We start from the raw sequence: 14,234 nt of genomic DNA on the forward strand, positions 1-14,234 counted from the left end.
GCCCGCCATGCGGACCCGCCCCACCACCGTCTCGATGATCAGTTTGAGCTGGTGGTTGTTCCCTCGCTCTGCGACTGGGCGTCACCGCTCTGGGAGGGTTCGGTCACTTCGGGCGTGACAGGAGTGCCAGCCTCCGGCGAAGCGGACTCGGAGAAGCCGTAGAGTTCCATGATGGTGGAGCGCAAGGCTGCGAGATCACCCGAGCGCGAGATGAGGGTGGAGTGGTCCTTGACCAGCTCGGGTGTACCGAGCTTGTTGGGATCACGCCCATCGACGGACGCTTCCTTCCACGCAGTGGAGGACGCTTGGAGGTAGGAGTCGACGGCATTGACTGGGAACGTGGCGATGACGTCGGAGGGGACACCGACCTCGGTGGCGATCTGTTTGACCTGCTTCCAGGACGAATCGAGGTTGTTGATTACGGCCGGGTTCTGTGCGTTGAACTGGCTACGGAAGTAGGCCATGAGAGCGTGATGGAACTCGATCCACTTGTCGGGGGCCTTTTGGGCGACGACCAGTGAGGCGCCGGTGGCCGGCTTGAGATATTCCATATCAACGGTGATGACGGGTTGAAGTTCGAGGTTGTAGTGCCCCTGTGAGGCCCACGTGGTGAGATCGTTGCCGATGTATGCGTCCAGATCGGCGCAGGCGTGGCAGGAGTAGTCGAAGTACTCGGTGAGCGTGGGCAGGTTAGGGTCGGCTTGGGCAGAAACACCGTTGCCGTTGACGATGATCGGGCGACCGTCGGCGAAGACGCCGAGAATCGTGGAGGCGTCGACGTTGCGCGCCGCGTTGATGTCAGCCTGTTGTTTCCAGATGACGCCGCCGACGGCTCCGACGACGGCCAGCACGATGGCGGCGACGGAGGAGATTACGATGATGCGAGTGCGGCGGTCGGCTCGCTCCTGTGCCAGGCGCATCTTGGCCGCTTTGGCGCGGACAGGATCAACGGTTGTCGGCTTCTTCTTTTGAGCCATGAACTCACCTTCCAGACTTAGTTGAATGTTGCAATAGTATCGGGCGGGGACGATGCACGCCTAGTGCGGCGGGCCTCCCGTGATGATGAACCACGTGCCGACCAGGAACCCGACACAGCCTACCGCGAGAAGGCCGCGACCCCAGAGCGGGCGCACGACGAAGCGTATTGACGTGGCGATCCCGACGCGCAGATCGGCTGCAAAAGGCATGAGCCAGGTGACGTAGAGGAGGAGTGTGACAAGCCCCCACACGACCACGATCCCAGTCGGATCACTGAGCCAGTAGTCGTCGCGTGACAGGCTGGGGGCGCCTGCCACGTCGGTAGGCCACGTCCACTGGGCAGACCCGTCATGGAAGTAGGACAGGAGAATCCATGCGCTGTATGGGATGAGGCTGGCGACGGCGAGAGCGAGAGAGCTGGTCAGGACGGACTTCACGAGCAGGATTGGGGACAGTGCAACAACGGCTGCGCCGTCACTGGATTTGGGGCCACGCAGCAAGTGGCGGCGCTCAAGCCACCTTTTCATCGCACCAACCAGACCGAAGGCTGTCAACGCGACGCCGACGGTCATTGTGCCGGCCACTCCAGCGATGAGGGGCAGTGCAGCAAGCACGGCGAGCAGGGCCGCGCCGGAGAGCCACGCGCCGCGACTCCAGGACGAGGCCGTGGCNTGACCTCGGTCGAATCCGCGTCATTGACCGCCTGCCAGGTGTCGGCGGCATCATCATGCCAGGCGACGTCGTTGGGGTCGTCGTCCCATTCGTGCTCGTCCCATGCGACGGATGCCGTGTCGACCTGTTCGGTATGGTCGTTGGCGGCAGTAAATTCTGAAGCGTCGCGGCGCGCGTGAACAGGGTAGGCCACGGCTCGCGCGCCGGACGCGTCGGGACGTGAAGCCGCTTCGTCCCATTCGGGCGGCGCAGCGATTTCCTGGGGGTCGGAATTGATCGACTGGGTGCGCACACCCGTGTCGAGCAGTTGCGCCCAGTTGACGGTGACATAGTCGAGTTCGCCGGGTGCCCAGCCGACCGCACTCATGAGTTCAGCAACAATAAGAGAAGGCGAGGGACGGTCGTCCGGGTCGGGAGCCAGCCCCCCGGCGAGCGCATCGGCGACCATCGGATGCAAGCCCGCCAGGTCGGGATCACCCTCAATGACGCGCAGCATGGTGGCGGTCACGTCACCCTTTCCGAACGGGGGGCGACCGGTCGCGCAGGAAAGCAAGGTGGCGCACCAGGCCCACCAGTCGGATTCTTTGGTGGCGTGGCCACCCTGAAGGAGCTCGGGCGCGGTGTATCCGGCTGTGCCGGATACGAGGCCGGTGCGCGTCAGGTGTTGGTCCTCCACGGCCATAGCGATTCCGAAGTCGATAAGGACTGGTCCGCGCGGCGAACAAATGATGTTCGAGGGTTTGATGTCGCGGTGGATGATGTTGGCGTGGTGGACGGCAGCGATCGTTGACGCAAGGTGATAGGACATGGCAGCAACGCCACGCAGCGGGATCGGCCCGGAGACGAGGATTTCCGCTAACGTCGGCCCGTCCACGTATTCGGATACAACGAAGGGCTGACTGGCTTCGGTCTCAGCGTCAACGATATGGGCAACGAAGGGCGAGCGAACGGAGTTGACCGTGCGCGTCTCACGTTCGAGGCGGGTCCTGGATTCCTCGGAGGCCGCCAACGCCGGGTGCATGGCTTTCAGGGCGACGCGTGTGCCGCCCCCGTCTTCTGCAAGCCACACTGTGCCCGCGCCGCCCGTTCCGAGTCGGCGGATGAGCCGATAGCCGCCCAGTTCCTCGCCTTCTTCCACGCCCCCAGCCTACCGTCCCCCACGTTCATCTGTACCTACCCGCGCGAAGCGCCCAGGCCTCGCCGACAAAACGAGATGTTCACCACAGCATGTCGCAGCCGCAACAATCCACGATTCGACCCAGGCTGTACAGCCACAGCCAAGCGTGGTACTTTCACACCTAGTTGCGCACGCGGAAGGATTCTCGTTCGCACTCCGTGGGCGAAGACGCTCCACGGTCACCCCACAACGGATCGTCCGGCACGTACCTGCCGGTGGGAAGGAATTGAACATGGCAACCGTTACCTTCGATCACGCGACTCGCGTCTACCCGGGCTCCGACAAGCCCGCCGTCGACCAGCTGTGCCTCGACATCGCTGACGGCGAGTTCCTCGTCCTGGTCGGCCCCTCCGGCTGCGGTAAGTCCACCTCTCTGCGCATGCTCGCGGGCCTGGAGGACGTCAACGGCGGTCGCATCCTCATCGGCGATAAGGATGTCACGAATGTTCCCCCGAAGAACCGCGACATCGCGATGGTCTTCCAGAACTACGCGCTCTACCCGCACATGTCGGTTCGCGAAAACATGGGCTTCGCCCTGAAAATCGCGGGCGTACACAAGGACGAGATCAACGCACGCGTTGAAGAAGCCGCAAAAATCCTCGACCTGGAACCCTACCTGGACCGTAAGCCCAAGGCCCTGTCCGGTGGCCAGCGTCAGCGTGTCGCTATGGGCCGCGCGATCGTCCGTAAGCCCCAGGTGTTCCTCATGGACGAGCCGCTGTCCAACCTGGACGCGAAGCTGCGTGTGCAGACACGTACACAGATCGCCTCCCTGCAACGCGAGCTCGGCGTCACCACCGTGTACGTCACCCACGACCAAACCGAAGCCCTGACCATGGGCGACCGAATCGCGGTCCTGGCCGGCGGCCTCCTCCAGCAGGTCGGCACCCCCCAGGAAATGTACGAACGCCCCGCCAACGAGTTCGTCGCCGGCTTTATCGGCTCCCCCGCCATGAACCTGGGGACCTTCACGGTGGACGGCGAATGGGCGAAGATCGGCCCCGCCCGCGTGCGCCTCTCGGCTGCTACCCGCAACGCGCTAATCCCCGAGGACGACGGCAAGATCAAGATCGGTTTCCGCCCCGAAGGCCTGGATGTCGTCGACGCGACCGTCGAGGGCACCATCCCCGTCGAGGTTGATTTCGTTGAGGAACTCGGCTCTGACGCCTACGTGTACGGCCACCTGGTTGGCGACGAGAATGGTGAAGGCTTGGGTTCCGGCGCTGAAGGCACCGCCAAGCAGCTGATCGTGCGTGTCCCCCCGCGTACCGCCCCCGCCCGCGGCGGCGTTCTGCATGTGCGCATCCGCGAGGGTCAGCAGCACAACTTCTCGGCCTCCACGGGCGTTCGCCTGCCCGAGTGACGCGCAACTGAGCGCTCGCCTCTGACCAACCCCGGCCTCGTCCGTTCATCTCCCGAACGAGGCCGGGGTTCGTGTGTGAGCGCACGTCGTCTACGCCGCGAACAACCTGTCTCTTCCCCATCGAGTTAGGCACGAGGCCGGGGAGATGAGACAATGAGGGCATGGCTTTGGATATTACGGCTGCCGCGGTCGAACCCGCGCTCCTCGACCTCCCCTGGGATACACCGTTGGAGGCGTGGCCGTCATCCCTTCTCGCCGCGTTGCCTCGCGGCATTTCCCGCCACGTTGTGCGCTTCGTGAACCTGTCGGGCCGTGTCCTGGCGGTCAAGGAGATCGGCGAGACCGTCGCCCACCACGAGTACGACATCCTTCGTGACCTCTCGCGCTTAGACGCACCCTCCGTCGATCCCGTGGCGGTCATCACGGGCCGCGTGGGACGAGACGGCGAGGAACTCAACGCGGCGCTCATTACCGAGCACCTACAGTTTTCGTTGCCCTACCGCTCCCTGTTTTCCCTGTCGATGCGCGCTGACACTGCGACCCGTCTGATCGACGCGCTCGCGTTGCTCCTCGTCCGCCTGCACCTCATCGGCTTCTACTGGGGCGATGTCTCTTTGTCAAACACGCTTTTCCGCCGCGATGCGGGCGCATTCGCAGCCTATCTAGTGGACGCTGAAACCGGCGAACTCCACCCGAATCTGACGCCCGGTCAACGCGAATACGACGTTGACTTAGCGCGCACGAACATCATCGGCGAACTCATGGACCTCCAAGCCGGCGGTTATTTTCCCATGGAATCTGACCCCATTGACGTGGGCGACCGTATCCGCACCCAGTACGACCTCCTGTGGAACGAGGTCACGGCCGCGGAGTACCTGCCCAACGACCAACGCCAGTACCTCGTCAATGAGCGCATTCGGAGCCTCAATGACCTGGGTTTCGACGTGGCGGAACTGCACATGGCTTCGGATGACACCGGCGAGCACTTGGTGATTCAACCGAAGGTGGTCGACGCCGGTCACCATAACCGCAAGCTCATGCGTCTAACGGGCATGGATGTGGGCGAGCACCAGGCACGCCGACTCCTCGCCGACATCGACGTGTGGCGCGCCACCCACGACATGCAGGACGAGCCCTTGGAGACGGCCGCCCACAAGTGGCTCACCGACGTGTTCACGCCCGTGGTCCGAGCCATTCCCAGCGAGCTGGCTGGCAAGCTCGAACCCGCGCAGCTCTATCACGAATATCTCGAACATCGGTGGTACATGGCGCAACAGGCGGGCCACGACATCCCGCGCGAGGAGGCCCTCGCCTCCTACATCACCAACATCCTGCAGTCGAAACGCGACGAGGCCGTCTTGCTCGAACCCGGGCCGGGGCGTTCGTCTCTGTTCAGCGCGGCGACACACCCGGACCTATGGTGATGGGGTGGCAGACCCCGCATCGTTCACGCTAGGAGCATCCATGTCTGATTTCCCCCGCATTATTGCCCACCGTGGCGCTTCTTCGTTGGCACCAGAGAACACGATTGCCGCGTTCTCTAAAGCCATGGAGGTTGGCGCCCGCTGGTTTGAGTTCGACGTGGACATCACTGGCGACGGTTCCCTGATTGTCATTCATGACGACACACTGGACCGCACGACCACCGGTTGCGGGTCGTACTATCAGTTGGGTTACTCCGATATTCGTCGCCTGGATGCCGGTCGCTGGTTCTCCGACACGTACCGTTTTGAGCGTATTCCCGAGGCCGCCGACGCCCTCGCTTTTGCCCACGCCCAGCAGATGGGCGCGAACTTGGAAATCAAGCCCTGCGGCGGCGGGAAGCGCCTGCGTGAACGCCTCATCGAGGCTTTAGCGGTGACGATGCGCGGCGAGAAGGTCCCCTCGCGCCTGATTGTTTCCTCATTCGACCATGAACTGCTCGCCGCCTTCCACGAGGCCTGCCCGAGTGTCGCGCTCGGGTGGCTGATCGAACGCGCCCACGACGAGTGGCGTGTTGGGGCGGTCGCCTTGGGCGCAACAGCGATCCATCCGGGCGTTGAGGGACTCACTGAAGGCGACGTGCGCGCCATGCGTGAGAGCGGCTTCGAGGTCAACGTGTGGACCGTCAACGACGTCGAACAGGCCCGCGAGCTCGCCTCGTGGGGCGTCACCGGGATTTTCACGGATCGTCCCCAGGATTTCCCCGCCTGGGCGTTGGCGCGCTAGAGGCAGTGGGCGCGGCAACGCGTTAATCCCCTCAGACGAACGGTCGGGGTCGCGTGCGCGACCCCGACCGTCTCTCGTTTTGCGTTAGATTCCTCGCTTATGCTTCGCCTGCACGGCGCGCAAAACGCTTCGAGACGTGCTTGGCCAGCGACAGTTCCGCGATGGAATCTACTACCATGAGGCCGCCGACGATGCCCGCGAAGCGCATCCAGCCAGAGCGGGGGGCGGGGGCGCGTACTGCGGACACTAGCATGGCGACTCCGACGACGGCCTCGACCGCGACAGCCGCGTGGATGATCCAGGGGCGTTCAACGGCGACGGATTCGTAGGAGTTCCATAGGGGCTTGACCATCGACTGCGGCTGGCCCATCATGATGTCGACGCTGCGCCCGATCGCGTTGGAGATGCCGCGCGCTAGGTGTACGGTGATGCCTTCAACGTCCTCGATGTCCGTGGTTCCCAGCAGGAAGCCGGCGACGGCGCCGGGAAGACCCAGGGCGCGCACGACCTTCCACACGGATTCTTCGCCCGTCGTTGCCACGGATGCCCACAGCGCGTCGGCGTCGGCTCCGGGCACTGCCTGGGCGATGGACAGCAGGTCGAGGCGGTCGCCCACCAGGTCGATGACGTCGCCGGGCAGATCGATGGCCTTGTCGTGGCCGCCAGGAACAATGGCTGCGTCCATGCCCCAGTTGTGCGACACGATGTGCTCAAGATGATCGTCGGTCACCAAGAACACCTGGAATTCGCCATCCGTGACGGACAGGGTGACCAGCGGCAGGTCGCCAAAGTTCCACCCTTCCTTTTCGGCGGGTAGTTCCGCGAGCAGCGCGCGATGGTCGTCGGCCAGCTCAAGATCACCCAGATCGATGCCTTCCAGGGCCGCGAGGAGCGGAACGGACGAGGCCGGGGTGCGACCGATCTCGACGATGCGGGTGGACGTGGACTCAGCGGCCTCGTCGCTGGCATCGTCCGATGGCCACACTGCGCCCAGTGGCGAACTGCCTTCGGGTAGGTGGTCGGCACTGGCGTTACCGATGCGCACCTCAGCGTCAAAAAGGACGGCGAGATCATCGGCCAGCTCGGCGGGGGTGGGGCCCGGGACGACCTCAGTGGAGCCTGCGGGAACGGTAGCGATGTGATCGTTCGCAACCGCGACATTGAGGCCGAGCATTTGCGGCGACGAGGGGAACCATTCGAGCTGAGCAAGGATTGCGCGTTCTTTGAGTTCTCCGGCGACGACGGCGGGATCCAAGTCGTGGCCGATGATCATGCCTTCAATGCGGGTCCAGTCCTGGGCCATGTCACTACCTTCCTGTCGGTGGTGATGTTGTCTCACCACACTTTGTTCCATTGTGACGCGTGGCTCGCCATTCTGCTCGCCCGCGACGGCGCGTCAGCGCCTTTTACAGTTGTGTGCCTCCCCATTCAACGACGGTGAAGCCGTTGCGCATCGGCGTCGAAGCGAATTCCTGCGGCGTGACCGCCTCGTCCGCTTGCGCCGCACGGATCGTCATAAACACCCGAATGAAGGTGTCGGGCGCAACCTGGTTGCCGGCCTCGTCCGCGAACGAATAGGTCACCTGCTGCGTGTAGGAGGAGGCGTCGAAGGAGATGAACGTGTACTCGTTCGCGCGGATTTGCGGTGCCCAGAACGTGATGAAGTCGGCTGCTTCTTGATCGTTGAGGCCCAGCTGTCCCAGTTTCTCCTCCAGGAACGGCACCGCATCCTCACGCGCGACGACGAAGCCCTGCTCGGGCGCTTCCTGCCACACAGGCCCATCCCAGAACAAGGACGGGTAGGTGCGGCCGCTCGCGTCAGTCAGCGTGCCGTCGGGCGCGGCGTCCACTGTCCACGAGGCCTGGACCCCTTTGTCTGTCTGCACCTGGCTGCCCGGAGCCGGGTAGACCGTCTCCAGCTCGCCCGCGACATCCAACGTCACCGTCAGCTGTCGCTCCTCCTGCGGATACAGATACAGGACCGGCTTGTAAACGTAACCCTCTGTAGAAGTCGGCGAGGGATGAGGGGCGACGCTATGCGTTGGCGCGGGTGAAGACGTCGGAATCGGGGAGGGACCGAGTGTGGGGTTACCCATCGGCGAGCATTTGTCCCCCGAGCACTCATCCTGGAAGGCGGGAAGTACTCCGAACATGAGCACGACAGTGCCAACAGCGGCTGCGACGAGGACCGATACGATGGCAATAATCGTTTTCCTCATGACTCCTATGTCCTTTTCTTGGCGGTCGAGCATCGGGCGCTCACTCACGCACGACAACCGCTTCGCGTAACCCCATCATAAGCGCTCCCTTTCCGCGCTTTCAACGACCTAACCCTCCAGAGGTATCTGGACTCGTCCTTGCCTCCTCGAAATGAGACGATGAATGAGTCGCAGGCAGGACGCTGCTATCCTGGCCGGTTACGCGGCTCCACGGACGCAAGGGGAGCCGCACCCCTCACCTGAAAGCAGCTATCATGCCTCTCCTCAGCATCGCAGCCATCGCCGTCGCTGCCACTGTCTTTGTCGTCCTGTTTCTGTGGGCGAGCTTCGTCTCCGCGTCTCCAGGCGAGATTAAGGTGATCTCCGGCCCCCGAGGCCAGCGCGTGCTCCACGGTAAGACGGGTTGGAAGGTCCCCCTGCTGGAGCGCGTGGACACGATGACCGCCTCGATGATTTCCGTGGACGCCCAGACCACGGATTTCGTCCCCACGAACGACTACATCAACGTGCGCGTCGACGCGGCCGTCAAGGTCCGTATCGCGACCGAAGACCAGACGCTGTTCCGCGCGGCGACTCGTAACTTCCTCTACAAGACGACCTCAGAAATCTCCGAGGAGGTGCGCGACACCCTGGAGGGCCACCTGCGCGCCATCATCGGCCAGATGCGACTGACCGACATCATCACCGACCGCGCGGCCTTCTCCGAGCGCGTTCAGGAGAACGCGAAGCAGGACCTGGAGGAGATGGGTCTCGAGATCGTCGCATTCAACATCCAGAACGTCACCGACCAGAACGGCGTCATCGACAACCTCGGTATCGACAACACCGAGCAGATCCGCAAGACCGCGGCCATCGCTAAGGCGAACGCGCAGAAGGAGGTCGCGCAGGCGACCGCCGTCGCTCAGAAGGAAGCCAACGACGCGCAGGTCGCCTCCCAACTGGAGATCGCCCAGAAGCAGACGGACCTCGCCAAGCGCCAGGCCGCCCTGAAGGTCGAGGCCGACACCGAGAAGGCGAAGGCAGACGCCGCCTACGAGATTCAGTCGCAGATTCAGCGCCGCGACATCGAGCGTGAGACCGCGCAGGCCGACATCGTCAAGCAGGAGCAGCAGGCCGTCATCAAGGAGAAGGAAGTCGTCGTCACCAAGCAGGCCCTGCAGGCCGAGGTGAACGNCCGCCCGTGAGCGCGTGGCTGTCCGACATGGACGGTGTCCTGGTCAAGGAAAACCGTGCGCTGCCCGGCGCGAATGAATTCCTGGCAGCCCTGCGTGCCAACAACATCCCCTTCCTGGTCCTCACCAATAACTCGGTGTTCACCAACCGCGACCTGTCCGCCCGCCTGGCGAACTCGGGCTTGGACATCCCCGAGGAAAACATTTGGACGTCCGCGAACGCCACGGCCGCGTTCCTCCAGCAACAGTCTCCAGGCTCGACGGCCTATGTGATCGGCGAGGCGGGCCTGACCACCGCGATCCACTCCGCCGGGTACGTGATGACGGAAACGGACCCGGAGTTCGTGGTGCTCGGCGAGGTTCGCTACTACGATTTTCATGCCTTGACTCACGCGATTCGCCTCATTGAGGGTGGCGCGAAGTTCATTGCGACGAACCCGGACGTGTCCGGCCCCTCCGACGAGGGAACCCTGCCCGCGTGCGGCGCGATCGCCGCGATGATCANCCCCCAAAAAAAGTCGCACGTAATTTAATCTGGTCACTTTTTGAGATACCTAGAAAACGTTGCAATTCCAACGACGCTACTTCGCATATTTAAGTAGTCGCTGGGGAATTACGTGCGACGTTGGTGGGAAACCATCATGTGTCGCGATCTGGCTTCCCGGCATTACAAGCACGACTAGAATCCAGCCGAACCTAGCGAGAACCTAGAGCAAAAAAGCCACCAAAACCCTCCACACGACGTAGCCACCTACTTATACTTAAGTATGGAACGCATAGCGAAAGGCTCCCTCCTCGTGAGGGTTGGGGCCGCCCTGAGCACCCTTGTCATTCTCGGCGTATCAGGACTGGCGTACCTATTGGTCGCCGACGTGTACGACATGTATCCGCAGCTCGCGTATCGCGCTATTTTTTCAGTCCTCGGCGCGCTCATCCCACTCCCGCTCGCATTCTTCTTCGGTCTTGTCACAGTGCGCCACACGCTGTCACTACACCGGCTGATGGCGAGCGCAGCGAGATGCATGTGGAGCTTCTTCGGTCTCTTCCTGCTGACCTGGTTGCTTGAGGGACTCCTCATCGGAGAGGCACCCGGCCCTTTTATGTACGTGTGCGTCGGCACGCTCATCCTGTCGGCAACAATCGCGCGCCTCCTCATGCTCGGCGCACGCGCCGCGAATCCCGCATAGGACCAGGCCGGGCTTCGAGATCGACCACTCCGAGCGAAGCTCGCGTGTGGCGATCTCGCGGGCGGGCCGCCGCCCACCGGCACACACAGAGGCCAGGCCCAACAAGGCAGGCCACGCGGCGGCCGGAGANGGTCTCTGGTCAATATTTTCCGCGAGCTGTGCGAGGACATCGGATGCCAGCCGCCTTCTTCGGGCGATCTGACGGCGTGGAGTGAGCAGGGCGTGTGCTTGTTGAATAGGGTGCTGACGGTGCGTCCGGGAGCGCCCGCGTCGCATCGGGGGCGCGGGTGGGAGGAGGTCACGCAGTGCGCGATTGACGCGCTGGTGGCTCGACGTCGACCGGATGGGTCGCCCGCCCCGCTGGTGGCGATTCTGTGGGGCAAGGACGCGCAGTCTCTGATGCCGCGCCTGGGTGAGACTCCTGTCATCGCTTCGCCGCATCCCTCACCTTTGTCGGCGCGCCGCGGGTTTTTCGGGTCCCGTCCGTTCTCGCGCGCGAACCGGATGCTCGAGGAGCAGGGTGCGTCAGGCGTCGACTGGTCGCTGGTGCGCTAAGAGCGGAAGGAGACGACGAGGCCGGGGCGGGCCGCGCGGGCGGCGTCCTCGCCGCGGTGGGGAGTGCCGCGATGAGGGGTGCCACGANCCCGAGGTGGCGCGCGCCGTGGCCGAGCCGCTGTCCAAGGTCGACACCATCACCATGTACGGCGAGGGCAACAACGCCCAGATGGTCGGCGACATCACAAAGTCGATCAGCCAGATCAACGCGGGCCTGGGCGACTCGCTGGGCCTGGACCTGCAGCAGCTGTTCTCGGCTCTCGTGGGCGCCAAGCTCGTGTCCCCCACGATCTCCGAGGCGGTCGAGGAGGGCGTGCGCGACGCCTCCGTCCCGAAGCCTCCGCAGCAGTGAGCGAGGCTCAATCACACGGCGCGTCACCACGCGCGATGCGGGCGCGACGCCACCTCCCCGAAGCCTGCGCAGGGGTGAGGCGCGTTCCCAACGCGGGTAGCCANCCTTCTCGCCGGTGCCGGTCCACGCCTTGGGGATCCACAGGGCGGTTTTCTCCATCGGCATGTTGATGGTGTTGAGCGAGAAGCTGTTGGTGTCGTCGTGCCAGACGGGGATGGGCGCATCGACGTGTTGTCCGGTGACGATCCATTCCTTGTCCTGGTCCGGGCCGGCCCACGCGGCGGCGGGGGTCAGGGCCAGGAAGAGAGCGAGCGCCGCTGTACTGATGCGTCGCAGGTATGACATTCGGGTGCCTTTTCTAGCTATGTTGCAAGTGAGAACCATTATCACTCTAAATAAGTGCGCGCACAACTCACACCACTCAGGCATGTTTCACGCGTGTTTCACGCAGCCACTCCCCCGCCCCGCCGATAGGCTCACACCCATGAGATTCGCGACCTGGAACGTCAACTCCATCCGCACGCGCGTCGACCGCGTCATCGCCTTTCTTGAGCGCTCAGGCACAGACGTGCTGGCCATGCAGGAGATCAAGTGCCGCCCCGACNTTGCGCATCATGTGGTCAACGACCGGGCGGGTGAACGCGTACTGCGTGTCGGTGTCGACGTTCATCTTGATGACGCCGTTGGCGACAGCGGTGGCGATTTCCTCGGCGGTGGAGCCGGAGCCGCCGTGCATGACCAGGTCGAAGGGACGGTGGTCGAGACCGAAGTGCTCAGCGACCTCCTTCTGGATGGTGCCGAGCAGCTCGGGACGCAGCTTCACGTGGCCGGGCTTGTAGGCGCCGTGCACGTTGCCGAAGGTCAGAGCGGTGATGTAGCGGCCGTTCTCACCCAGGCCCAGGGCCTCAACGGTCTTGATGCCGTCTGCGGTGGAGGTGTAGAGCTTCTCGTTGATCTCGCCAACGACGCCGTCTTCCTCGCCGCCGACCGCGCCGACCTCGATCTCGAGGATGGTGTTGGCCTTGACGGACTTGGCCAGCAGTTCCTTCGCGATCTCCAGGTTCTCGTCAAGCGGAATCGCGGAGCCGTCCCACATGTGGGACTGGAAGGTGGGGAGCTTGCCTTCGGCGACCTGGCCGGCCTCGATCTCGAGGAGGGGACGGACCCAGGAGTCGAGGTTCTGCTTGGCGCAGTGGTCAGTGTGCAGGGCCACGGTGATGCCGTAGTTCTTTGCAACCTCGTAGGCGTAGGCAGCGAGGGCCAGCGAGCCGGTGACGCGGTTCTTGATGGTGGAGCCGGAGCCGTACTCGGAACCGCCGACGGAGATCTGGATGATGCCGTCGGACTCGGCCTCGGCGAAGCCCTGGAGGGCGGCGGTGATGGTCTGGGACGAGGTCACGTTAATCGCGGGGTAGGCGAACTTGCCATCCCGTGCGCGATTCAGCATCTCTGCGTAGACCTCAGGGGTTGCGATAGGCACTTGGAGCCTCCTAATCGAGCGACAGTTTTGTCGAGATTGATTGTCTCACATTTTGCAAGAGTGGGAAGGGGATGGAAGTCCCGTTCGGACAGGGGCTTTTCTTCCCACGGTAGCGTGTGGTAGGCGTATCGCCTGGCCGAACTCTCGCGCGCCCCCGGACGGTCGTGTGCTCGTTTGACGAGGCGTGGGCCGCGCCTCCGGGAGCGGGCCGCCAGGCGGGTGGCTGGTTTAAGCGTGGGAAGGAGCGGCGAGGCGCGAAGCGTGCGCCCACATGACGATGGCGGCGGCGTGGCCGACGTTCATGGAGCGCGTCGAGCCGCGCTGAGGGATGGCCACGACGACATCGCACGCGGCACGCATGTCCATGCTCAGGCCCGAGGCCTCGGAGCCGAAGACGAGGCACGCGCGCTCGGGCAGGACCGCGGTTTCCAGGGCTATGGAACCCTCGACGTTGTCGACGCCGACGAGGGTGAGGCCCTCCCGCGCACAGTGCTCGACGAGTTCGCTCACTTCACCACGGTGATCCACCGGCAGGTAGCGGTCGGTGACCATGGCGCCGCGGCGGTTCCAGCGCCTGCGCCCCACGACGTGCACGCGCCTGGCCCCCAGCGCGTTCGCCGTGCGCACGATGGATCCGATGTTGAAGTCGTGGTCCAGGTTTTCCACGGCGACCTCGAAGGGCAGGGAACGGGCGGCCACATCCGCTCTGATCGCTTCCATCGTCCAATACCGGTACCGGTCTTCGACGTTGCGCCGGTCCCCCATCCGCAGGAGCTCGGGGTCGTAGCGCTCCCCCACCGGCCAGGCGGCCTCGCCTCCGGGCCACGGCCCGACCCCCACCTGCCCGCGGGAGGGGGTCCCAGCCTCGTCC

At 64.0% G+C, this 14,234-nt stretch carries 10 protein-coding genes and 7 pseudogenes; 9 read left to right on the forward strand and 8 right to left on the reverse strand.

What is annotated here, in order from left to right; genetic code table 11:
- Positions 1-38 precede the first annotated feature (38 nt).
- The 3 genes from BQ7477_RS04115 to BQ7477_RS04120 are packed head-to-tail and all read right to left on the reverse strand — an operon-like array spanning position 39 to position 2,788.
- Complete coding sequence (locus BQ7477_RS04115; protein WP_073982905.1) at positions 39-977, reverse strand: DsbA family protein; 939 nt, start codon at positions 975-977, stop codon at positions 39-41.
- A gap of 60 nt (positions 978-1,037) precedes the next feature.
- Complete coding sequence (locus BQ7477_RS12325) at positions 1,038-1,592, reverse strand: hypothetical protein (RefSeq protein WP_234968674.1); 555 nt, start codon at positions 1,590-1,592, stop codon at positions 1,038-1,040.
- On the reverse strand, positions 1,547-2,788 hold the full coding sequence (locus BQ7477_RS04120; RefSeq protein WP_234968675.1) for a serine/threonine-protein kinase: 1,242 nt from the start codon (positions 2,786-2,788) through the stop codon (positions 1,547-1,549). The genes BQ7477_RS12325 and BQ7477_RS04120 overlap by 46 nt, the downstream gene beginning before the upstream one ends.
- 271 nt (positions 2,789-3,059) lie before the next feature.
- Between BQ7477_RS04120 and BQ7477_RS04125 the strand changes: the two genes are divergently transcribed.
- The 3 genes from BQ7477_RS04125 to BQ7477_RS04135 all read left to right on the forward strand — a co-directional run bounded on the left by BQ7477_RS04125 (position 3,060) and on the right by BQ7477_RS04135 (position 6,398).
- Entirely contained in the window at positions 3,060-4,190 is a 1,131-nt protein-coding gene (locus BQ7477_RS04125) for an ABC transporter ATP-binding protein (RefSeq protein ID WP_073982906.1), read from the forward strand.
- A 161-nt stretch (positions 4,191-4,351) separates the two neighbouring features.
- On the forward strand, positions 4,352-5,614 hold the full coding sequence (locus BQ7477_RS04130; protein WP_073982907.1) for a DUF4032 domain-containing protein: 1,263 nt from the start codon (positions 4,352-4,354) through the stop codon (positions 5,612-5,614).
- 40 nt (positions 5,615-5,654) lie between these two features.
- A complete protein-coding gene (locus tag BQ7477_RS04135) occupies positions 5,655-6,398 on the forward strand; it encodes a glycerophosphoryl diester phosphodiesterase (RefSeq protein ID WP_073982908.1) in 744 nt (247 codons plus the stop codon).
- A 97-nt stretch (positions 6,399-6,495) separates the two neighbouring features.
- Here BQ7477_RS04135 and BQ7477_RS04140 read toward each other — a convergent pair whose 3' ends face one another.
- Positions 6,496-7,701, reverse strand: a complete 1,206-nt coding sequence (locus BQ7477_RS04140) for a hypothetical protein (protein ID WP_073982909.1) — start codon at positions 7,699-7,701, stop codon at positions 6,496-6,498.
- Between the two features lie 103 nt (positions 7,702-7,804).
- On the reverse strand, positions 7,805-8,617 hold the full coding sequence (locus tag BQ7477_RS04145; RefSeq protein ID WP_073983008.1) for a hypothetical protein: 813 nt from the start codon (positions 8,615-8,617) through the stop codon (positions 7,805-7,807).
- Positions 8,618-8,871: 254 nt separating this feature from the next.
- On the opposite strand from BQ7477_RS04145, the pseudogene BQ7477_RS04150 reads away from it, so the two are divergent.
- The 5 genes and pseudogenes from BQ7477_RS04150 to BQ7477_RS04170 all read left to right on the forward strand — a co-directional run.
- Positions 8,872-9,795, forward strand: a pseudogene (locus BQ7477_RS04150) (flotillin family protein); the annotation flags it as partial.
- Positions 9,796-9,818: 23 nt separating this feature from the next.
- Positions 9,819-10,292, forward strand: a pseudogene (locus BQ7477_RS04155) (HAD family hydrolase); the annotation flags it as partial.
- Positions 10,293-10,556: 264 nt separating this feature from the next.
- Entirely contained in the window at positions 10,557-10,976 is a 420-nt protein-coding gene (locus BQ7477_RS11385) for a hypothetical protein (protein WP_129582495.1), read from the forward strand.
- A gap of 66 nt (positions 10,977-11,042) precedes the next feature.
- A pseudogene (locus BQ7477_RS04165) lies at positions 11,043-11,531 on the forward strand (uracil-DNA glycosylase); the annotation flags it as partial.
- Positions 11,532-11,619: 88 nt separating this feature from the next.
- A pseudogene (locus BQ7477_RS04170) lies at positions 11,620-11,883 on the forward strand (flotillin family protein); the annotation flags it as partial.
- Between the two features lie 105 nt (positions 11,884-11,988).
- On the opposite strand, the pseudogene BQ7477_RS13005 reads toward BQ7477_RS04170, so the two are convergent.
- Positions 11,989-12,228 (reverse strand): annotated as a pseudogene (locus BQ7477_RS13005) (hypothetical protein); the annotation flags it as partial.
- Positions 12,229-12,367: 139 nt separating this feature from the next.
- Here BQ7477_RS13005 and BQ7477_RS12330 point away from each other — a divergent pair.
- A pseudogene (locus BQ7477_RS12330) lies at positions 12,368-12,547 on the forward strand (endonuclease/exonuclease/phosphatase family protein); the annotation flags it as partial.
- Here the strand turns inward: BQ7477_RS12330 and fbaA are convergent.
- Positions 12,467-13,363, reverse strand: a pseudogene (fbaA, locus tag BQ7477_RS04175) (class II fructose-bisphosphate aldolase); the annotation flags it as partial. The pseudogenes BQ7477_RS12330 and fbaA overlap by 81 nt on opposite strands.
- Positions 13,364-13,591: 228 nt before the next feature.
- A complete protein-coding gene (locus tag BQ7477_RS04180; RefSeq protein ID WP_073982911.1) occupies positions 13,592-14,203 on the reverse strand; it encodes a TrmH family RNA methyltransferase in 612 nt (203 codons plus the stop codon).
- Positions 14,204-14,234: the final 31 nt, after the last annotated feature.

The organism is Actinomyces bouchesdurhonensis (assembly GCF_900128465.1).
Lineage (GTDB): Bacteria > Actinomycetota > Actinomycetes > Actinomycetales > Actinomycetaceae > Pauljensenia > Pauljensenia bouchesdurhonensis.

Coding starts and splice junctions, on each gene's coding strand:
- BQ7477_RS04115 (WP_073982905.1), bottom strand. CDS start 977: ATGGCTCAAAAGAAGAAGCCGACAACCGTTGATCCTGTCCGCGCCAAA.
- BQ7477_RS04125 (WP_073982906.1), top strand. CDS start 3,060: ATGGCAACCGTTACCTTCGATCACGCGACTCGCGTCTACCCGGGCTCC.
- BQ7477_RS04130 (WP_073982907.1), top strand. CDS start 4,352: ATGGCTTTGGATATTACGGCTGCCGCGGTCGAACCCGCGCTCCTCGAC.
- BQ7477_RS04135 (WP_073982908.1), top strand. CDS start 5,655: ATGTCTGATTTCCCCCGCATTATTGCCCACCGTGGCGCTTCTTCGTTG.
- BQ7477_RS04140 (WP_073982909.1), bottom strand. CDS start 7,701: ATGGCCCAGGACTGGACCCGCATTGAAGGCATGATCATCGGCCACGAC.
- BQ7477_RS04145 (WP_073983008.1), bottom strand. CDS start 8,617: ATGAGGAAAACGATTATTGCCATCGTATCGGTCCTCGTCGCAGCCGCT.
- BQ7477_RS11385 (WP_129582495.1), top strand. CDS start 10,557: ATGGAACGCATAGCGAAAGGCTCCCTCCTCGTGAGGGTTGGGGCCGCC.